The following is a 19,485-nucleotide window of genomic DNA, read 5'->3' on the forward strand; positions in this document are numbered from 1 at the left end:
GGCCAATCGCCCCTACACGGATACTCCGATTCCCTCTTCATAGGGAAGTCGAATGTTACCTGAGAGGGGTTAGTTCTGGTCTTCTTGTGGATGCGCAGTTTCAGTTCCCTCTTCATAGGGAAGTCGAATGTTACAGTCCTACATCGAAACAATTAGAAAAAGCTGGCATAAGTTTCAGTTCCCTCTTCATAGGGAAGTCGAATGTTACGTGTTTTTGATTTATTTTTTCAAGCGATTGTGCGTCAAAGTTTCAGTTCCCTCTTCATAGGGAAGTCGAATGTTACCTGTCAATATGACGTGGGATACTACAGTAGACAATGGTTTCAGTTCCCTCTTCATAGGGAAGTCGAATGTTACACACTTTTATTGAGATAGTCAAAAGAGCTGGCATGAGTTTCAGTTCCCTCTTCATAGGGAAGTCGAATGTTACTTCGTTGACAACGGCGGGCAAGGATTCACTCTCGAAAAGTTTCAGTTCCCTCTTCATAGGGAAGTCGAATGTTACATTATCACAAATAGTAATCCCTTTGGATCATTAGATGAGTTTCAGTTCCCTCTTCATAGGGAAGTCGAATGTTACTCTATCTTAAAAGAGCGGAAAGGCTTAATCTTCTGAAGTTTCAGTTCCCTCTTCATAGGGAAGTCGAATGTTACAACATGTATACGGATGCGAGACACAGGGTAGGATAGGTTTCAGTTCCCTCTTCATAGGGAAGTCGAATGTTACCTGAACAGATGTGGCGTGAAACAGTATCAGGTGAGAGTTTCAGTTCCCTCTTCATAGGGAAGTCGAATGTTACCTGTTCAGGTTGACGCTAATCTTTCAGTTTTAGATAAAGTTTCAGTTCCCTCTTCATAGGGAAGTCGAATGTTACTCCCCTCCTTTATGCTGATATAGTCAGGTCTTTCTAAACCTGCAATGAATATTTTTTCGAAAATGGAAAAATGTTTAAAAAGGGCAACTTTTTTCGAAAAACTAAAATATATCATTACAGAACCTCAAAAATTCGCAATTTCTGCATTTCCCTTTGTGTTTAGTCGGCTCAGGGAGTCTTTCATAGTAAATATATTCTCTGATCTTGTCAACAATTCCCCTGATAGATTCTATCTGTTCAGGCTCAAGATCAATTTTATAGAGATGCTTTTTCCCGATATTAAAGATAAATCCATGATCCCCCAGATTATATTGATTCGCCTTGAGCAGAAATGCATAGGACACAAGCTGGCCTATGTGATTTATTGACGGCCTTCCGGGTATGTTTTTAAACTCAACAGGATAGACGCTCTCATTTTCATCATAGAGAAGCATGTCGAGTCTGCCGGAAAGGGAGCTTGCGCTGTCCATTAAAATCACTGCCTGTGACTTGCGCAGATTCAGTATGCCGTATTTTCTGCCCTTGTTTCGATCCTCAAGCGCGGTCTGCAGCTCGTGAAGATGCTTCCCATACTCCATTGACGCGGTCTTATAGATGCCTTTGCCGCCGTAGTAATGATAGAAGGGTATTCTCTCACAATAATTCCAGTTCTTAATATCTGTGGGCCTAATCCATATTTTGTCGTCATCAATCATAAGAATTTTATCATAGGTGTCTGAGTAATACCCAGGGCATTGCCCTTTGATACAATTTTTTTCAACTGATTCTTCTCAAGGGGGATAAAAATAAAATTTCCCTCTTCTTTGCCGATTATTGTTTTTATTCTATGAAGGAGTTCCTTCTTTTTTGTGGAATCGAGAAAGCCGAAAAAGGCGCTGAACTGTACAGAAAGGAGTCCAAAATCCTCGCAGGCCTCAAAGACCTTTTTCCTGATCTTATTTGATGTTATGTCATAGATGACAAAGAGGGGTCTTTCATATCTGTTCTGTCTCACCATTTGAATCTGTACCCTGTATATTTTTCATCCCCCCGAAGAAATGAGGCGATCCCCCGCGCCTGTTTCTGGATCACTGAATTTAATGAAATCCTCTGACCTTTAAAGTCGACCTCTGATTCAAGGTTTGCCGTGATCCTGGCAGCGAGGAACTTCCTGCTATTATCATCCAGAAGCCCCTCCTTTACCTTAATTGAATTTTTTGATTTATTGAATATGGAGACAACACCCCTGTCCACAACGGGCTGTCTGAACTCCTCAATAAAGTCGAGCACAAGAGAGGGTTTGCCGGACCTGTCAGCATGAAGAAATCCGGCATACAGATCAAGGCCCGCGTTCAACAGAGCTGATGATATTCTTGAATACAATATTCCGTATCCATAATTCAGGGATGAATTGAACGGATCAGTCGCGCCGCGGTGTTCCCTCTTCCCGAATACTTCGGAACCCAGGATTGCTGAAACGCCCTGCCAATAAGATGAAGCAGCCTCGCCCTCAATTCCCATTATCTGATTTTTAAGATCCTCGATCTTCTGGCCTTGGAGTCTGCTGATTGATGCCTCAATAGATTTTAATCTATCTGACAGACCGCTGATCGCCTCATACAGCGCTTCATCCGTCTTCTTTATATATTTTCCGAAATACCTGAGAAGGGCGCCCTGATTAAAGATCTTTGTGCCCACAATGGCCTTTGCCAGATCAACAGACCTGGCGTCGTCATATGCCTTAAACTGAGACCTGCGCGTTTTAATTGTGCCGGTGAGAAATGGCGAGCTTAATATTCCATAGGGGGCGCCGCTTTTGCTGAGAAAAGATATCTTAATCCCCCTTTTCATGCACTCTTCAACGAGGTTTGAGGATAAGCTGACCCCCTGAGAGGCAATGGTTATCTCTTCGATCCTGAAGAGCGGAACATAGTCCACAACCTCGCCTCCATCAGCCCCATCCCCTTTTTTTATTGAAAGCCTTTCGCTCTTTTTGCCGAGGAAGGCGCCAGGTGTTGAGACCACTATATGCTGCATTACCCTCCCCCTTAAGTGGGATTGAACAAAAAATATTGTTTAACAGATTCGTGAAAAAGTAAAGCAAATAATAATATGAAATTTGTCTGAATGGCTTGTTTCCGTATATCTCTTGAGCTGGGGAGTGAAATAAGGGGGATGGGGAGGCGTGATGTTTTAATGCAGGCACTCCTGATTAATTTATCTCCATATCGGCTATATTCATTTTTTGCTGGGATTTGCTCTTCATAAGGGCTGCCCTCGCCCCCAAATGGGGCGCTGCAAGAGGACAGGAATACAGCCCTGCATGAGCGTTAGATGCGTAATTATGAGGAGGTAACTCCCAACATGAAGCAGTCGCTGCCCAGCTTGAGGTGAAGGCTGTCACCTTGTATTACAGAGCTGTCTCATGCTTTTTTTTGTACCAACACTGCCCTTGTTAAAAGCCCCCTAAATCCCCCGAAGGGGGACTTTATATGTATTACTCAAATCTTATATTCAATGTTTTTTTTATTTTCTTCAATACAGTCTCCATATCATTAATAACTTCATTATCAATAAACCTTAAGGTTTTAATACCGATACTCTTCAAAAACTCATCCCTATATTCGTCGTATTCCTCTTTCCCAATATGCGCATTGCCGTCTATCTCTATAGCTAACATCTTTTCAAAACAATAAAAATCCAGCACATACCTATATATTGGATGTTGTCTTCTGAATTTAAAACCACCTATCTGTTTATTTTTCAGCTTTTGCCAAAGTATCTTCTCAGAGAGCGTCATATTTTTTCTCATATCTCTGGCAAGCAGAGTAACATATTTCGGAGTTGTAATATCAGCATTCATAATAAACAAATGATCACAACAAATTTAAAACAAACAATAACAGATCTTCAAGTCCCCCTCCGGGGGATTTAGGGGGCTATTTTTAAGCATAGTTATAATTTTTGAGCAAATAATTAGCATGAGGTAGCCCTTCCCCAAATGGGGTGCTGCAGGAGGACAGAGTTTCAGCCCTGCATGAGCGTTAGATGCGTAACTATTGGGTTAGATCGCCCCACTTTGGGCAAGCTCTGCCCAACTTTGGGCAAGCTCTGCCCTACTTAGGGCAAGCTCTGCCCCACTTGGGGCAAGCCCTGCCCCACTTAGGGCGAACTCTGCCCCACTTGGGGCAAGCCCTGCCCCACTTAGGGCAAGCTCTGCCCAACTTGGGGCGAACTCTGCCCCACTTAGGGCGAAGGGAACGAAACCCTGGGCAAGCCCCTCGCAGCCCTCAATTTATGAATATGCGGATGTCTTTATGATTCCGAGGCTTTTGCGCTCCTTCGCCCCGTTTTCCACGGCTTTATGCCAAAATCCTCCAGCTTCTCAGACTTCTTGCCGTATTGTCCGTAAATTGCGCTTGTTATCCGGGATGTCTTCTCCTTTAGCCCCTTCATAATCTTATTGAGCCTCTCCGTTGACTGCTGTGTCTCAGCCTTCAGCTCCTCCTGTCGCCTGTCCTCAGCAAGAGCGTCTGACACAAGTTGCTCAAAATCAGCGATTGATATAGGCAGAGAAAGCTCGCTCTCGTTCTTTCTCATGCCGGCTATCATCAACTGAATACTATTGATCTCCTCTGCAAATGATCTTTTAGCCATCTAAATCACCTCCATTGTTATTTGGGGAAATTTGATGCCGCCGCCTCCCCCGCATAAAGCGATCTGCCATAAAGCGGAAAGGATTGGGCATACAAAAAAATCTTGAGATTCTATAACAATGTGTGGTTTATGTCAACTCCTATATTTGCCGGGTATCTAATAATGGATGGCAGCAAATTAAATGGGTAGGTTACACTATTTTGTACTTGTCATTCCGGTTGAAACGAATTGGAATACCGGAATCTCTGCATTTAAAGAAAGATCTTCATTATTTTAGGATAATGAGAGATTCCCGCCTCTATAGGAATAACATAGAATAGAAAGTTACATACTAAATTATACTACTACCTAATGGATGCTGTTACGCGAAGGCGACAGGATGATATCTTTGTCAGGCAGGTTGGTCTCACTCCCATATACATAGGACACCCGTTGGCACGGCTCCGCTCATCATGACTCGTCTCCGTGTAGGGGCGATTGGCCAATCGCCCCTACAGCTGCTCCGGTTCTCCTCTTCATAGGGATAAAAATGCTGCTTCATAGTGTTGATCTTATAGCAGTTTGCCATTTCTGAAACCCCTGTGAGTCTAAATCCCATTTCCTTGGCGGTTGTTATTGAGTTATTTATCCTGGTCTGAATTGCCTGTTCAATATTCATCCCTTTAACTTCTCTACAGGCTTCCTCTTTTAAATCCCATACCTCCAACAATGATTTGGGTATATTAGTCCTCTTCATACAAAACCTCCACTGGGGTAATCATTTTCAACTCCTTTGAATAGCCCTCTGCTATATTTACAGACGCGACAGCCATCCCCTTTTTATAATTTGCAGGATGTTTGTAATACCAGCTCAAAAGTATATCAATATCGAAGATTGTGCTGATGGCAATATTTGTCGAAGTTTCGTCTTCATGAATATTCTGTCAGCCGTTAGTAAAATCATTACAACTCAAGACCTACCTCCGAATATGGCAGCTTTGCTATGTGCATTTTTTTGTCAGAATTATAAATAATCTTGCCTTCATTTTTATAATGAATAAATTTATTCTTTGAGATCGATACCTCAAACCTTCTCAGATCGAAGTAGCTCTTATCCGCATCAAAAAAATTTTCAGAGATAACAACCGTGGAATCGAACAATTCTTCCCATTGTTCATTGAGCTTGTTGTTGAGTTCGTAATCCTTTAATCCATAGGGGGCCAGATTGTCGGTCACATATTGAGTCAAATCATTTATCCTGTTGTCCAATGTTTCATTCAACCGCCGTTTCAGCTCTGCGGGATAGGTTTTATCCAGCAATTCCTGATTGTCAAGCTCTGATATTACTTTCCCGTTTGTCTGATCAAGGATCTCTTTCACCTGAAGGATATGGTCTTTTTTATAGGGCAGATATTTATTCTTTTTGCCGTCACCAAAGCAGAAGCTGGCAAAGACATTCACATTCTCAGGCGCTCTTAACATATAACGGTTTATCCTGCCGAATCTCTGCAGAAGAGACTCAAACGGGGCGATCTCCGTGAATAGCTCATTATAATCGATATCTAAAGATACCTCCACCACCTGGGTCGCTATCAGAATCTTGCCCTTCTCAGGTTTAAGCCTCTTTTCGATCTCATTCCTATCCTTCTGGTGGAATCTGGAATGCAGAAGGATTGAGTTTTTGTTGAATTTTTTAATCAGATTGAACAGGCCGACGGCTCTGTCAACCTGGTTCACAACAACAAGGATAGAGCCCCCTTTTGATCTTTCTATTATTTCCTCTATAATTCTCGGATCATCGATTGACGTATTTCTCAAAATAAGCCTGTGCCTCTTTTTCTCTGCCAGCCAGTCCGTCGTGGGATAGATTATATTTTCATCGACAATGCTGAAATGCTTTATCAATATGTCCTTTAGATGAGTCGGCAGGGTGGCGCTCATAAATAATATGGACGCGTTCAGCCATTCGGAAAAGTATTTTGCGGATGCGAGTGTCAGAGATGTGACGTCAATGTCATAGGCATGTATCTCATCAAAGATGATCTGTGATTCTATCATGGAAACTAATCCGGCCTCATAGCCGTTCTGCGCAAAAAATATTTTTATCAACTGGAAAGGGGAGCATATCTTTAACGGAGAAACATTCATCCTTGCCAGGTTATCAGCCGCCTTGGCTGTCTCAAAACTGTCGCTAATTCCGCTCTCTGAAAGCGTTTCAAAAGCCCTGAGAAAACTTGATGAATGAACAAGGGCGCAGTATTCATCGCCAAGCTTTTCGCAAAGCCTGTCGCTCATAGCGTTCATACTCGCCCGATACGGCAGTATGAAAAATGATCTCCCCTTCGTTTTCATAATTTCTCTTTGATTCGACGCCCACAGGAGAGCGGCCTCTGTTTTGCCGGAACCGGTGGGCGCGATAAATAATGAGCTGCCCTCTGATCTGCCCGCCCTCTCCTGAAAAGGATAAGCTGATATTAAATCGTTGAACAGTCTGCCCTTCATCTCTTTATAGCCTGATATGCCGGCCTCCAGTCTCCTGAAACCTGGGCCCGCGCTTGCCAGATGATCGGAGGATGTCGCCAGCCCTTTTAGGATAAAGCCTTTAATAACCGCGTCTCTGTTTATCTCATCCTTCCGCCCGCGGCCTCTCTGATGAATAAAACCGTTCATTGTTTTTTTAGCTTCCCTTAACAGAGTGTCAGCGGAAGCAAGAAAATCCTCTTTACTTATGTCAGCAAAGGCATCTATTTCCCTTAAAGCCGGCTGAAGAAGGTCGTACAGCTCATCAAACCTCTCGATTCCTGAATTGAAATATCTCTCTTTTAATTCGCCTCTATGGCCGTAATAGTTCTTATGATGAGTAAGAACAGCCATAAGCGTATCAGCGTTGTAATCTTCCGGGCGCAGGCATATATACAAAAGGGCGCTTATCACCTCGTGCCTCTCCCCGCATAGCTTTCCGCCCTTAAGCATATTCTGAAAGTCCGGGAATATTTTACCAAGATCATGGTATCTGGCAGCCTCCAGCAAGGCATCGCTTAGATCTATGCTTAATAAACGCTCAATGCTGTCATGGTAGATTGAGAGGTATTCGCGCATCTGACACATAACAGAATCTGTATGGGCCTTGAGCGTGATTCCGTCAGACTTTGCAAGATAGCCTTCCATAAAATTCATACTATATTCTTCCATAATTCCATGCCCTTTAACTTATGAAAGACCAGGCCTCGATAGAAGGACGCGCTCTTATATCTTCTGCAATATCTTCGATCTTCCCAAATATCTCTATCCCAGATATCGTCTTTTTTATGGTTGATAAAGTTCAGGGAGCCGTTCTTTTTTGAAAAAAAAACGGCATCGTTCTTAAGCTGAAGATAGCGCTCTAAATATGGGGTTCTTTTCTGCAGATAATCGAGATACTCAGGCATCATTACCGCTTTACCCGAAGTGAAATATTTTCTATACTCCCAAGGCAGAAGCGTGTTGTCTAAATGGATCGATTCGGCCCTTTTTATTGTAATAAAATCAATCTCTGTGCATGAGGCGAGGTCCTGGGATCTGCCTATCACGAAATCGAAGGCAGGTTCTATAAATGACTTTTCAAGTTTATCCAACAGCCCTTCCTTCCCTTTAATGTACAGATCCAATATCGGCATAAAAAGGAATTCCCTTTCATAGACATTTATAGAGCCTTCGGTGTTTTTAGGCATGTCAGAGAAGCCCTTTAACTTGCCTGTGCTTTTCTTCACCACATGCGTGGTTTCAAGATCAAAGCATTTTGCCTTTGATGTAAAGACATAGGCAAACTCAATATCCTCAGAGTTAAACCAGTCTCCCACGGCGCAGCATATGTTCCCATAAATAGTGGCGGGCGGAGGCATATCAAAGGTGGGCAGTTTTGTTATCATTATGTTGGGATATCGAAAGGATGTGGTAATCGCTTCAATTCTTATTGATAAGACCCTTAACTCATCCATTCCGGATTTTCCTTTAAATCCTTATTTAGCTCATTTATCACAGTTACAGGATGATCAAATATAAAATCTATCCCTGATCCCTTCTTTATCTCTTTAAGACAATTTTCAAGGCCGTCCCTCTGTTCATCCAGATATCCCTTTGTAAGCCCCACGTACAATCTGCTTTGTAGCGATTCCTTGAATACTGAAATCGATTCCCTGATGGCATCCAAATTTATATGCGGCCGATTCTTTGAGTCTGGGCCTGCTATAGTGGGGAAGAAATGATTACCTCCCCTTCCAACAGCAACAAAAAGAAATCTTGGAGCGATGTCCGTGTAGTGAATTGAGCCCTTGGCTCCGCCGCTTAGATTTGCAAAGGCATCCAAAAACATGCCGACGCGCTCTACACGCTCGTCAAGAGGAAGCTCATATGCGGTGCTGTTATCGTATTCTTTCAGCTTTTTCTTCTTTGCAAGATCAATCCTTACTGAATCGAGATGTTTATATCCGGTTCGGCTTATATGGTAGAACCTGCCGCACATTTTAAGATCAATTGACATCATGCCAAGCATTGACGCTCTGTAAAACTCATGCGCAAAGGGTACTGGATCGCCCTCATGCCTTGCCATAACGCCAAAATCGTCCACGATTGCGGCTGGCCCTACAGAAACTACTGTTGACACCTTTACCGGAGAATTGCGTGTTAGGGTGACATCCTTCTCCAATGGAGTCAAATCGCTCTCAGCAACATTCTTTTTTGAAGGGGCTCTCATATATCCAAAGAGATCGTCCTCCGCATATTCAATGGGATTAGCGTCTGTGTATGCGATTTTTGTTTCTCTAAAAATCGGACTCGCTTTCCAATCGCGGTTATCCTTTAATCTCTCTCTGATATAATATCTTATTGCCTGCGCTGAGATATAAGCAAACTTCCCCTCCCTTGTTTGGATCTTTTTCACAGCAACGGCATTCTCATAATTTGATTCGGTATTTTCACCAGCGTTGTTCACTGCTGACGCCGGACAATCGATCAGATACAAACCCTTAATAAATGACATAATTGCCTCCTTAATCTACGTTGTTCTCTTCTTCTTCAATATCTTCCAGAAGATCTTTATTCTGCTTCCCTATTAGCTCAAACATTCGAATAAGCATCAGATCTTTTAAGAGATAGGCGTCCCTAAGTGTCCCATCCTCCTCGTCCACTATACCGAGCATTTTAAATATTCTGTCTGAACTGTAGGGTTCTGCCCTGTTAGACAGCTTTCTTTGAACCCTCATAATATAATTCACAAATCTATTAGGAGAAAGCCTCGCTCCAAAAAGATCATGGATCAATCTCTTTTCGTTTCCTTCAATTATCAGCTTGGAAACAAAAAGGTCTGTAAATTCTTTTAATATCTCCAGTCTCTCATTATCCATATTGCATACCTCTGTAAGAAATTTTTTACATAGCTCGTAATTATTTTTATAGAGATTATCTCTGTTGTTTTTGTGCCTTCCTAAGAAATAGAATTTAGAAACAACCTCCCGCGCTTCCCAGACCCAGTTTCCATCCTGAAAGCATTTGCCAAGATATTCATAATAGCCGTTTTTTGTAGAAACCCCATCTTCCGCTTTTTTATCTTCCCTCCAGTTCGTCTTTATTATAAATTGATGCCTTTCTCTTATCTCTTTTTTGTTTTGCAGGCTGTGCCAGAATTTTAGGAACCTTTCAGGGATATAATACTCAACATAATCCGGCCCCTGTCCGCTGTTTGAGAAATGTATCGCGTAGATATCCTTTATTGATAGGCTTCGCTCCTTCTTGAATTCGTCAAAATCATCTATTATAATCTTCATTCTTTCGAACATTCTTGTTATTACGTTACTTTTATTGGGGTATTTGTCATCCCTATTAGTATTTAAGATATGCTTATTCTGATTAAAGTTGTCCTTTGTCAGAGAATAATTCCAGTCTGGATCCGGGCATGTCCAGAAGAATGGCTGACCCCCGATCTTGGTTGTTCCCAAAGGGAAGGCCTGCACTGTAAAGAGGCATTCCCCGCATATAGGAATGCCCGAACTCCCTTCCGGCGAGTAAATAAAAATATCTTCTCCAGCCATCATTGGATAATACATCCTATTCAACTCGAACACAGCGTCCCTGCTGCAGGAGTTGCATCTCCTTATGGGCTGCAGGGGAGGAGCATTTATCTTGTCAAAGAGAGGCCCGGCTTCTTCTACCCTTTTTTCAGGTTTTCCGGCATAAGCAGGCTGACACCATGCACAATTATTTGTAAATATTGTTGAGAGATGACTCTGCATGTCCTTCCGTAAATAGCGCTTGATAATATCCTTTTTGATCTTTTTTAAATCCTTCTCATCAATCTCATCGCACCTTTTTTCAAGCCATGCCTCCATAACATGAATGCCTGTATCGATTATTGGATTGTTTGTTAAGCTGAACATAAACTCTCCTTCAAGTATTTATATTACTCAAACCTCCGCCTCATACCATCCGTTCCCAAAGACCGCGGCCTTGCCCACGTGCATGTATTGTCCGAAAAGGAGGTAGGGCATATATTGGCTGATGGGCCCCTGGTATATCAGGCTTCCCACAAATCCGCTCATGTTCTGTTTAGCGGATGGGTTTCTGGTTCTTCGGTAGGTCTGCATATATGCCACATCAGCCCTTACGGTTTTAACCTTTTCAGCCTCCACAGTAAAATTTTTAAAATCTATATCCGGTTCAATGCCTTCATAAAACCATGAGAGGGCTGAGAATCTGTCCCTTATCCTTTTGATAAGGGTGTCAAAGGCGGGAGTCTGGATAAATTTGCCCCTGTCCTTTATGACTGCCGGGGTTTTGAAGTTTAATCTAACCCGATCAACATCCATTGTCTTAAAATCATTCTCGGTAAAGAATATATCCCTGGGATAAACCATGTCGTTCTCTGATGAGAAGAGTTCATGCACATTTCCGGTAACGGGATTCTTCTGGTGAATCCTTTCAAGGTATGCCCTTCCCCTGTTTTTCCCAAGTCCATTCTGGGCAGCGCTTTTCAGAGTGATCAGGATGTAAGGCAAAAAGTCAATTGCCCTGCCGAAGATCACCATCTCATATTTTATCAGTTCATCTTTTAAATAAAGGGTTTTTCTTTCCAGTGGGGGTTTTATGACATAGGGCCTTGGGATGTTTTCGTTTCTGGACAGCTTCCTGATATTTGGGTCAGGCATTGAGTTGAAGAATTTTCTGTACACGCAGTCCGGGATGCTGCATTTACTACAATCTGCTTCAGGGAAAAGACAGACCATGCCTCTGAGGCTAGTTCCAAAGGCGCCCCGCAGAACATTGCCCTTGTTGCGTTCCGGCAGGACTATATTTTCCCCTGCTCTCAAATTTATTTCAAACAGATAGGCGCGCATAAAAAGTTGATATGATGAGAAATCCTGTGCCTTGCATCATTGTTAATTTATTCTGCAAACAGCAGGCACTTTGTAAAATCATTTTTTTTGCGCCTCATATTGCATACAATTAAGCACAAAAAAGTCTTAGCATAAATGGAATAATTTACTCCAGGCATTAAATAATAATCCAATCTGTGTGTTTTACGACTCTTGAGGCATGTGAATAATTATACACCTTGATCATAAATCTACATAATAATTGATACATCGATATTTGTATTTAAAAAACAATAATATCCCGAACAAGCTCAATTGCTTCCTCTGTGCGCTCTGTGGAAATGGCTACAAATGAGTTACACCCATCCCGGTTGACAATATGAATGCCTCTTATGTTTATATTGGCATCCCCAAATATTTTTGCTATCTTTGCCAATGCTCCGGGTTCATCTTTCAATTTAACAAGTATGCTCTCTTCACTAATGGCATGATAACCTGAATCCCTTAATACCCTTAGGGCCAAATCATATTTATCCACAGTCATCACAAGAATGCCCATTTTGCCAATTGTTTCAGCTTCAATATCATCAATATTTATGCTGCTGATTGCCATGAGTTCCGTAATATCTGCAAGCACTCCAGGCACGCTTTCAACAATAATTGATATCTGTTTCATCCCTTCACTCTCCTCCCTATTGCAGGTCTTTTAGGAATCTCTTTATCCATTCCCTTGTCACATGCGGCATAACCACTAAATGCGCAATATCCTTCAGGGAAGCCAGTTGCCATTTCCTTACTATTTCCATGGCAGGTCGTTTGAAAACAACAGTAGTGGAATATTCATTTCTCCAGGCATTCAACTTCAGCTTATTAAACTCTTCAATAGCATAATCAGCAACTTCAAAACATCTTTTTACCCTCAGTTTCAGCGCATTTGTATCCAGTCTCTTAATCGCATACCATAAAAAAAGCGGCGTTATCCCGTTTCTTGAACCGCTCAGCGTGGTGTCCAGAGTTCCAACGTATTCAATGGAGCGCGCAATTCGATCTACATTTTGCCGCCTGGCTATCGCTATTCCGCATGGGATGGGGGAGCCAATAAATTTATGCCCGCTTATTGATATGCTGTCTACACCCAGCCTGAAATCAAATCCTGGCGCGCCAATAGTAAAGGGAAGGATCATTCCGCACAGAGCGGCGTCACAATGAATATAATGGGTAGAGATGGCAAGTTCATCCAGAATATCATGTATTCTCTTAACATTATCAATGGCGCCTTTCATCGTTGTGCCGATATTAGCCAAAATTATGGGCACAAAATCCCTCTTTATTCGTATGGTCTCTCTCAGGTCTTCATAATCGATCTCGCCACTTTCCTGAGATCTTATCATAATGCTCTTCATTCGAAGTATGCGAAGTATTTTGCTGACACTGTAATGTGTGTCCTGAGAATAATAGATTATCCCCTCCGGATACAGCTCCCTTGCCAAATATAGGCCATACATGTTTCCCTCAGTGCCGCCATTTGTCACATAGCCCCAGAAGTCTTTGCCAGCATGGGTAATCTTGGCAAAAAATTTCAACACCTCACGTTCAAATTCATGTGTGTTAACATGATAATTGCTGGAAACAAATGGATCTCCAACATTATTTATTGGTTTTTTGAGGAAACGGAATAATTCAGAATAGTCGAAATCGATGTTACATGGATAGCCAATGAAGTGATTGGACTCCTCCTGGATTTTTATGTATAGCTTGTCTAATTTCTCTTTGTCTTGAGGAGATAATAGCGTTTTCTTCATCATTACTTTACTCCTCTTATTTTCAATAATCTTGCGCTAATCTAAGGCGTTATGGATAGATTCATTTTTTCATTTAGGTCAAATATTATTCCCTCCAAGCTTTTAATCCCTCATAGGTTTAGCATAAAAAATGCCAAATTTTTCATTTCTGGCGTTCCTGCAAAAAGTCGATTTCTATAATATCGATACTGATTACAGTCAATTACAGGCGATTATAACCAAATATGGAACACAAAATTTTGTCAAAATTAATTTTTACAGTAACGCCATTTCTTTAATATTATAAATTAGCTTAACATACAGGGTAGACATTGCAAGAAGTTTTCTATTAACACCAAATGCAGTTTATGCAACTGTTATGGATAATCCCATCCTTGCGAAGAATAACCACCTTGCATATGATGTTAAAAACACTACCGAGAGCCAGCGGATATAATATAATTTAGCTGAAAGCATTAAATATTCAACAACGTATGCAAATTAAGTCGTTATGCGGCGACATCCATAGCAAGTCTTTATTTAATTAAAAATTCCTCATGCCGTTTTTCAGCGTTTTCGATCGCCTTCTGAATGTCGGATTCAGGGTTTTTGGAAATTTTTCCATGCCCAGGCAAAAGCAAATCTATCTTCATAGTATTAAGCCGGGCTAACGAATTGATGTACTCGCCATAGCTGCCTGATCTCGTTATTGCTGATATGGTGCCATCAGAGAAGAGCGTGTCACCTGAAATTAAAATCCTCTTATAGGGTTCAAATATACAGATTGAACCAGATGTGTGACCTGGTGTATGGATCACCTTCAAAAACCAATTGTCGGTGGTAATCGCATTTATATTCATAAGCCAAAGATCAACCCTATACCCCTTCACATCATGTCCAAGCGCCCGACACATCAGCACCTCATCATCTGCAGAGATGATCTTTGTGGCTGCATAACGGTGTGATGCGATAATGGAGCGTTTCTGAAAGTGCTTGTTTGCGCCTATATGGTCAACGTGTTCATGTGTATTTATTACTATGCTGATATCCTCTATCCCAATCCCAATTTCATTCAACTCCTCTTCAAGAAGGTCTATATGATCAGCAATGCCGGGATCAATCAGGATATTTCTCTCATCAGTCTTAATAAGATACGATGAACAACTCGGTCTTTTAGTTTCTATTCTAAATAGTTCAGGTAAAATTTTTTCATGCATAACTCGCTCCAACACCTGCCAATTTTGGCATTATTATTATTGATAATTAATATAATTTATTTTTTTTCTTGTATATCAAGAATCTCTATTCTAGAATGACATTTCAGCATATAAAGATTATTTTTATATATAAGAGCCTATCTAAATTTCAATTGCTTTTTTAAACCATGTTTGGCAGCATAATGCTGTGCTACAAACAATTGATGATGAAGTATTTTGTTTCCAGCCTGCGTGGTTACGAAATATTACATATATTTATTTCGTCTTAATATAGAGATTTGCAGATATTGATGAATTTTGACATTTTACTATATAAATAAACAATTGATTAAAATTTATTATAATTCAAGGGTAAACTTCATTCAACAAAGGCAGAATACATGTACAAAGATAGAAATAATCCTTTTCCCTATTTGGCGAATTAGCGCTTAGTTGTTTTCCATTTAAGGGTCTATATTATTGAAGATGAAAGATATAGAAAGTCCTAAAGACTAAAGTATATTTTTAGGATTTTCAAAGGGAATAAATACATCAAGAAATTGATGCTCAATTGGGAAAATTTAGGAGGTAAATATGTATAGGGTACTGTATCTAAATTCTATTGCGCTTTTTTTAATATCTAACTTCATTTTAGCGGTATATGCTGAAGAGAAGTGGAAATTGATAAAAGAGGATGATGGTGTAAGGATTTATAATAAAAAAATTAAGGGAATAAAATATAATCAAATGAAGGCAGAGTGCATAATGGACGTTCCCCTGGAGGTAGTTGGAGAAGTTATACTAGATATCCGATCCTACCCGGATTGGATGCCTCAGATGACTACATCAGTTCATATACTAAAATTTGATCATTATAGATTTATTTTTTATCAGGTCATAGATTTCCCCTGGCCGCTCTCAAAAAGGGATATGGTAGTAGAGTGTGACTGTATAATGGATTATGAAAAAAATAAGTACCTGTATAGGTTTTGGGCGCGTAAGGATACAATTGTACCTAAAAAAAAGGATCATGTGAGGATAGACAATCTAACCGGATTTTGGGATTACACAAGGATGGGGTCCAACAAAACCCTTGTCATACTAAATCAGATATCAGATCCCGGAGGCATCATACCTTCATCAATTGTCAATTGGTTTGGCTACAAGATGCCGCTTAAGATGATGAAAAACCTAAGAGAGCATGTGAAAAAACCATTATATATGCAAATGGCGAAAGAGAGGTATGGAGATAAGGTCTATTGAATCTCTTAATATGCAGTTAACATTCACCAATAAAAATTATCAAGCTAGTCCATTTGTACCGCAATGACAAATCCACCTATTCTCATAATAACAAGTAGGATAGGGAGCCGAATACGATTTCTTACACATTTAATTGATGTTACTGTTACAATTTGAGGTATAGATGCATTCTATCTGTCGCTTTACAAATCAATGAGGAGGTCTTAACATACTCCAAAATTGCGGTCCGCCCTTTGGCACTTCTGTTATGCATGCTACCTCAAAGCCATGCTTTTCATAAAAGGAAACAGCATTTTCATTAAAAGTCTCAAGATAGCAGGAATAGCCATCTGCATCCGCTTGATCCAACACCGGTTGAATTAACATTCCACCAATACCCTTGCCCTGACATGGAGGATCAACTGCAAGAACAAGCAGATGCCAGTGATCTTCTGGGGCTGATTCTTTCTCTATTTTCGTAGTATAGTTCATTGATGCTTTTGCGCGTAGGGCGGAAGCTAGGCCTAGTTTAAAGGGCGCTGTGAGCATACCAACTCGAAACATATCCAAAATGGTCAATTTTGGATTCCCCGGTTTAGACCATATAGCCACACCATTAACATCAGGAGTTGTAAAAACCATACCATATCCCAAACCACTATGAAGAGCAGTACCCCAGTACCATGATAATTGATTCTCCTTCATGGATGCTTTGGGAATGATATAATTTACCAAGGCATCATCTGAATAGGCCCTAGTCAATACCTTAACTGCAGGTCTTTTTTGAGACTGGTTGAGAGGAATTACTTGTTCATATGTGCTGATCATATCCCTTTACTCTTCATTCATATAATTATCAAATAATAGTGACAATAGTATATGAAGGTATTATTAGGTAAACCCAAAAAACCTGTTCGTTATTCTTTTTAAGGATAAAATGATAATATCTCCTCACTAATTTAAATCGATGGATATTTAATAAAATAAAATCAGAACTTTATCTCAACCCCGAAGTTTGGGATAATCCCCTGCATAAAGTTATCTTCAGGCGCTTTGTTATGCGGATTATTGGGACCATATTCATATCTATAATCCCAGTTATGCTCATTAATCGCTCTATTGTTATAGACATTAATTACTTCTATATACCAGCTAACATGGCCCCAGGAATAGAAATTTCTGTAACTATAACGAATGTCAAGGGTGTGATGTGAAGGGAAATGAGCTGTATTCCTCTTCCCTGTAATCGGCTGATATCTTAATAATCCTGTTCTAAAGTAGTATTCAATATCCAGATTTGATCCAATAATTGGGGTGTAAGGGAAGGATGAATAAAACTGGAATCGTGCACTGAATGTATGATTCCCAAAGACGTATCCTGTGACAAGCTTCAGTGAATGCCGCTGCTCAAAGTCATAATTTATCCACTGATCGCCATATTCATCTCCAATCCTATTTGATGGATTTCCATAGAGCCCTGGTTGCGTCGGCAATCCTGATTTGTATTTTGAATGTGTATATGTATAGCTCAACCACCCGAAAAGACCTCTTCGTTTTAACACCCTGTCCTTTCGAAGCATGATCTCTACACCCTTAGCCTTTGCCTTTCCAGAGGTCAATCCCTGGAGATAAGTGCCATCTGGTTCGATATGTGGATATGCCTCGGCTAAATCATAAAAATTATTGTAAAAGCCCTCTATCTTTAGAGTAACGAGATCAATCTTCTGCTCAACTCCCAATGCACGGTGAATAGCTTTTTCGCTCATCAGTTCATCCCCAAGCTTTGTAAGATCAGGGGATGTATCAAAGATAATCGGATTAGTCTGCAAAAAAAAGCTATACTTACCTCCAGCGGCTGAGAGTGTGGTCCTTGTAGGGAATTCATAGCTTGCCATAATCCTTGGATCCCATGTCGCTTTAGCTGACCTGCTTAGATAATCTGAACGTATACCAGGCAAAAGGATAAATCTTCCTAAGGTAAATCTATTCTTCAGATATCCGCTAGTAACATGGTTTACTATTCTTTCATCAAGGTAGTATGATATCATCATATTTGGGTCAGAGAGGTCTATAATTGAATAATAACCCTGGGGCAGAATTGTTTTACCATGCGCTGTAAAATAGTATATTGTATGCTCGATTCCCGCATCAACCTCTCCATGATGTTGCCACCATTCAAATCTATTATTATCCTTGAAGCCAAATATATAGGAACGAGATGTAACATGGACATTTTTAGCCCAATCTGCAATGCCTTCCTCAGGGAAATTCATATATCTAAAGCTTTTATGAAATGAGCTGTATGCAATCAACTCATTTGACATCTTTTTTGATGGTTTATAGGTATAGTATATTCCCTGTCCGTGAGAGACCTGATCCATTTTAAACTCTAATCTTGCTTGAAGAGGATCTTCTCCCTCTTCAAGGGATCTCTTCTTTTTTATTTTAAAATAGTCGCTGCTGCCTATCAAAAGGAGGGTTAGGGAATTTGTGCTGTTAAAGTTGTACTTGCATTTTGTCTGGTAATCCCAATATTCGGGTACAATTTCAATTTTATCTTTCTCCTCCTTGGGCATCAGATGCGGTATAAGAAGTCCTATATAACCGTACCTGCCAGAGACTATGAAATAACCAATATTCTCAAAACCTGCATTGTCAGAAATATTAATAGGTGAACCAAAAACTAACCCTTCATCTTCAACGCGCAATATAGGTGATTGAATAAGAGCATCTGCTGAGAGAGCGCTGATGTTGATATATCCTCCAAATTCATCAACCTCGTCGATTGTACTTATGTCAATCACAGCTGCCAGGGCTGAGCCAAATTCAACAGGGAATGACGAGGCGTATAGATCTATTTTATTGATAAGATTATTATTTATAATGGAATGCATCCCACCGTAATGCAGAGGATTGTAGATTGGGATATCATCTATATAGTAGTTATTAAATCTGATGTTTGCTCCTCTGATGACAAGCGGCCCGAACAAGCCCTCTCCAGCTCGAATAATACCTGGAAGGGAGGTTAATGCATTAATGGAATCGCCCAACGATGCCGGGACATTCTTGAGTTCCTGCAATGTCATGGTATGGCTAGATAACTTTTGGATATCCCGCTTCTCATCCCTGTTCGATGATGATCCCTTTACCGTAATGGTTCGAAGCTTAATATCCTCAGATATCCTTTCATCCCTAGTGTCAGTCCTATCATTATCAATCGAGTCAGACTCACTTTTTTCATCCAAATCATTCGTGCCTCTCCCCTCGACCTCATTATTCAAGTTATTCTTATCGGACTGTGAGTAAAGGGGCAGAATACAAGTATGTAGAATGGATATGGTAAAGACTAATATCAAATAAATAGACATGTTTGCGAAGCGATCTTTCATAACTCACTCTTTTCAATTACAATATAATTTTGGCATTTGCT

18 protein-coding genes and 1 CRISPR repeat array are annotated in these 19,485 nt (G+C 40.6%); of the genes, 1 reads left to right on the forward strand and 17 read right to left on the reverse strand.

Going from position 1 to position 19,485, the window contains the following annotated elements; all coding sequences use genetic code 11:
• The first annotated feature begins 21 nt into the window (after positions 1-21).
• Positions 22-875: direct repeats of the CRISPR family, unit length 38 nt; unit sequence AGTTTCAGTTCCCTCTTCATAGGGAAGTCGAATGTTAC.
• A gap of 101 nt (positions 876-976) precedes the next feature.
• The 15 genes from cas4 to SVZ03_07450 form a co-directional block, all read right to left on the reverse strand.
• Positions 977-1,570, reverse strand: a complete 594-nt coding sequence (gene cas4 / locus SVZ03_07380) for a CRISPR-associated protein Cas4 (GenBank protein MDY6934027.1) — start codon at positions 1,568-1,570, stop codon at positions 977-979.
• Complete coding sequence (gene cas2, locus SVZ03_07385) at positions 1,567-1,872, reverse strand: CRISPR-associated endonuclease Cas2 (protein MDY6934028.1); 306 nt, start codon at positions 1,870-1,872, stop codon at positions 1,567-1,569. The genes cas4 and cas2 overlap by 4 nt, the downstream gene beginning before the upstream one ends.
• On the reverse strand, positions 1,866-2,891 hold the full coding sequence (gene cas1, locus SVZ03_07390) for a CRISPR-associated endonuclease Cas1 (protein ID MDY6934029.1): 1,026 nt from the start codon (positions 2,889-2,891) through the stop codon (positions 1,866-1,868). Before cas1 ends, cas2 begins: the two co-directional genes overlap by 7 nt.
• A gap of 460 nt (positions 2,892-3,351) precedes the next feature.
• Positions 3,352-3,717: an endonuclease domain-containing protein gene (locus SVZ03_07395; protein MDY6934030.1), complete on the reverse strand. Its 366-nt coding sequence runs from the start codon at positions 3,715-3,717 to the stop codon at positions 3,352-3,354.
• Positions 3,718-4,169: 452 nt separating this feature from the next.
• Positions 4,170-4,511: a hypothetical protein gene (locus SVZ03_07400; GenBank protein ID MDY6934031.1), complete on the reverse strand. Its 342-nt coding sequence runs from the start codon at positions 4,509-4,511 to the stop codon at positions 4,170-4,172.
• 406 nt (positions 4,512-4,917) lie between these two features.
• Positions 4,918-5,247 (reverse strand): hypothetical protein, encoded by a 330-nt coding sequence (locus SVZ03_07405; protein MDY6934032.1) that lies wholly within the window; start codon positions 5,245-5,247, stop codon positions 4,918-4,920.
• A complete protein-coding gene (locus tag SVZ03_07410; GenBank protein ID MDY6934033.1) occupies positions 5,234-5,365 on the reverse strand; it encodes a hypothetical protein in 132 nt (43 codons plus the stop codon). The genes SVZ03_07405 and SVZ03_07410 overlap by 14 nt, the downstream gene beginning before the upstream one ends.
• An 88-nt stretch (positions 5,366-5,453) precedes the next feature.
• Positions 5,454-7,682: a CRISPR-associated helicase Cas3' gene (gene cas3 / locus SVZ03_07415; protein MDY6934034.1), complete on the reverse strand. Its 2,229-nt coding sequence runs from the start codon at positions 7,680-7,682 to the stop codon at positions 5,454-5,456.
• Positions 7,664-8,467 carry a CRISPR-associated protein Cas5 gene (cas5, locus tag SVZ03_07420; GenBank protein MDY6934035.1) on the reverse strand — a complete coding sequence of 268 codons (804 nt, stop codon included), beginning with the start codon at positions 8,465-8,467 and terminating at the stop codon, positions 7,664-7,666. The genes cas3 and cas5 overlap by 19 nt, the downstream gene beginning before the upstream one ends.
• The gene (gene cas7i / locus SVZ03_07425) at positions 8,455-9,507 is read right to left on the reverse strand and encodes a type I-B CRISPR-associated protein Cas7/Cst2/DevR (protein ID MDY6934036.1); all 1,053 of its coding nucleotides are present in this window, start codon (positions 9,505-9,507) and stop codon (positions 8,455-8,457) included. The genes cas5 and cas7i overlap by 13 nt, the downstream gene beginning before the upstream one ends.
• A gap of 10 nt (positions 9,508-9,517) precedes the next feature.
• A complete protein-coding gene (locus SVZ03_07430; GenBank protein ID MDY6934037.1) occupies positions 9,518-10,900 on the reverse strand; it encodes a hypothetical protein in 1,383 nt (460 codons plus the stop codon).
• A 27-nt stretch (positions 10,901-10,927) separates the two neighbouring features.
• Positions 10,928-11,668, reverse strand: a complete 741-nt coding sequence (cas6, locus tag SVZ03_07435) for a CRISPR system precrRNA processing endoribonuclease RAMP protein Cas6 (protein MDY6934038.1) — start codon at positions 11,666-11,668, stop codon at positions 10,928-10,930.
• Between the two features lie 451 nt (positions 11,669-12,119).
• The gene (locus tag SVZ03_07440; protein MDY6934039.1) at positions 12,120-12,512 is read right to left on the reverse strand and encodes an ACT domain-containing protein; all 393 of its coding nucleotides are present in this window, start codon (positions 12,510-12,512) and stop codon (positions 12,120-12,122) included.
• Positions 12,513-12,528: 16 nt separating this feature from the next.
• Positions 12,529-13,641 carry a histidine decarboxylase gene (locus tag SVZ03_07445; GenBank protein MDY6934040.1) on the reverse strand — a complete coding sequence of 371 codons (1,113 nt, stop codon included), beginning with the start codon at positions 13,639-13,641 and terminating at the stop codon, positions 12,529-12,531.
• Positions 13,642-14,153: 512 nt separating this feature from the next.
• On the reverse strand, positions 14,154-14,834 hold the full coding sequence (locus tag SVZ03_07450) for an MBL fold metallo-hydrolase (GenBank protein MDY6934041.1): 681 nt from the start codon (positions 14,832-14,834) through the stop codon (positions 14,154-14,156).
• Positions 14,835-15,407: 573 nt separating this feature from the next.
• Between SVZ03_07450 and SVZ03_07455 the strand changes: the two genes are divergently transcribed.
• Positions 15,408-16,076, forward strand: a complete 669-nt coding sequence (locus SVZ03_07455) for a hypothetical protein (GenBank protein ID MDY6934042.1) — start codon at positions 15,408-15,410, stop codon at positions 16,074-16,076.
• A 189-nt stretch (positions 16,077-16,265) separates the two neighbouring features.
• Here the strand turns inward: SVZ03_07455 and SVZ03_07460 are convergent, their stop codons facing one another.
• Both SVZ03_07460 and SVZ03_07465 read right to left on the reverse strand, forming a co-directional pair.
• A complete protein-coding gene (locus SVZ03_07460) occupies positions 16,266-16,883 on the reverse strand; it encodes a GNAT family N-acetyltransferase (GenBank protein MDY6934043.1) in 618 nt (205 codons plus the stop codon).
• Between the two features lie 161 nt (positions 16,884-17,044).
• A complete protein-coding gene (locus tag SVZ03_07465) occupies positions 17,045-19,444 on the reverse strand; it encodes a TonB-dependent receptor (GenBank protein MDY6934044.1) in 2,400 nt (799 codons plus the stop codon).
• Positions 19,445-19,485: the final 41 nt, after the last annotated feature.

This window comes from Spirochaetota bacterium, assembly GCA_034190085.1.
In the GTDB taxonomy this organism is placed as follows: domain Bacteria; phylum Spirochaetota; class UBA4802; order UBA4802; family JAFGDQ01; genus JAXHTS01.

Bases quoted from the DNA above. Each gene is read 5' to 3' on its own strand.
- cas4 (MDY6934027.1), bottom strand. From the start codon at position 1,570: ATGATTGATGACGACAAAATATGGATTAGGCCCACAGATATTAAGAAC.
- cas2 (MDY6934028.1), bottom strand. From the start codon at position 1,872: ATGGTGAGACAGAACAGATATGAAAGACCCCTCTTTGTCATCTATGAC.
- cas1 (MDY6934029.1), bottom strand. From the start codon at position 2,891: ATGCAGCATATAGTGGTCTCAACACCTGGCGCCTTCCTCGGCAAAAAG.
- SVZ03_07395 (MDY6934030.1), bottom strand. From the start codon at position 3,717: ATGAATGCTGATATTACAACTCCGAAATATGTTACTCTGCTTGCCAGA.
- SVZ03_07400 (MDY6934031.1), bottom strand. From the start codon at position 4,511: ATGGCTAAAAGATCATTTGCAGAGGAGATCAATAGTATTCAGTTGATG.
- SVZ03_07405 (MDY6934032.1), bottom strand. From the start codon at position 5,247: ATGAAGAGGACTAATATACCCAAATCATTGTTGGAGGTATGGGATTTA.
- cas3 (MDY6934034.1), bottom strand. From the start codon at position 7,682: ATGGAAGAATATAGTATGAATTTTATGGAAGGCTATCTTGCAAAGTCT.
- cas5 (MDY6934035.1), bottom strand. From the start codon at position 8,467: ATGGATGAGTTAAGGGTCTTATCAATAAGAATTGAAGCGATTACCACA.
- cas7i (MDY6934036.1), bottom strand. From the start codon at position 9,507: ATGTCATTTATTAAGGGTTTGTATCTGATCGATTGTCCGGCGTCAGCA.
- SVZ03_07430 (MDY6934037.1), bottom strand. From the start codon at position 10,900: ATGTTCAGCTTAACAAACAATCCAATAATCGATACAGGCATTCATGTT.
- cas6 (MDY6934038.1), bottom strand. From the start codon at position 11,668: ATGCCTGACCCAAATATCAGGAAGCTGTCCAGAAACGAAAACATCCCA.
- SVZ03_07440 (MDY6934039.1), bottom strand. From the start codon at position 12,512: ATGAAACAGATATCAATTATTGTTGAAAGCGTGCCTGGAGTGCTTGCA.
- SVZ03_07445 (MDY6934040.1), bottom strand. From the start codon at position 13,641: ATGATGAAGAAAACGCTATTATCTCCTCAAGACAAAGAGAAATTAGAC.
- SVZ03_07450 (MDY6934041.1), bottom strand. From the start codon at position 14,834: ATGCATGAAAAAATTTTACCTGAACTATTTAGAATAGAAACTAAAAGA.
- SVZ03_07455 (MDY6934042.1), top strand. From the start codon at position 15,408: ATGTATAGGGTACTGTATCTAAATTCTATTGCGCTTTTTTTAATATCT.
- SVZ03_07460 (MDY6934043.1), bottom strand. From the start codon at position 16,883: ATGATCAGCACATATGAACAAGTAATTCCTCTCAACCAGTCTCAAAAA.
- SVZ03_07465 (MDY6934044.1), bottom strand. From the start codon at position 19,444: ATGAAAGATCGCTTCGCAAACATGTCTATTTATTTGATATTAGTCTTT.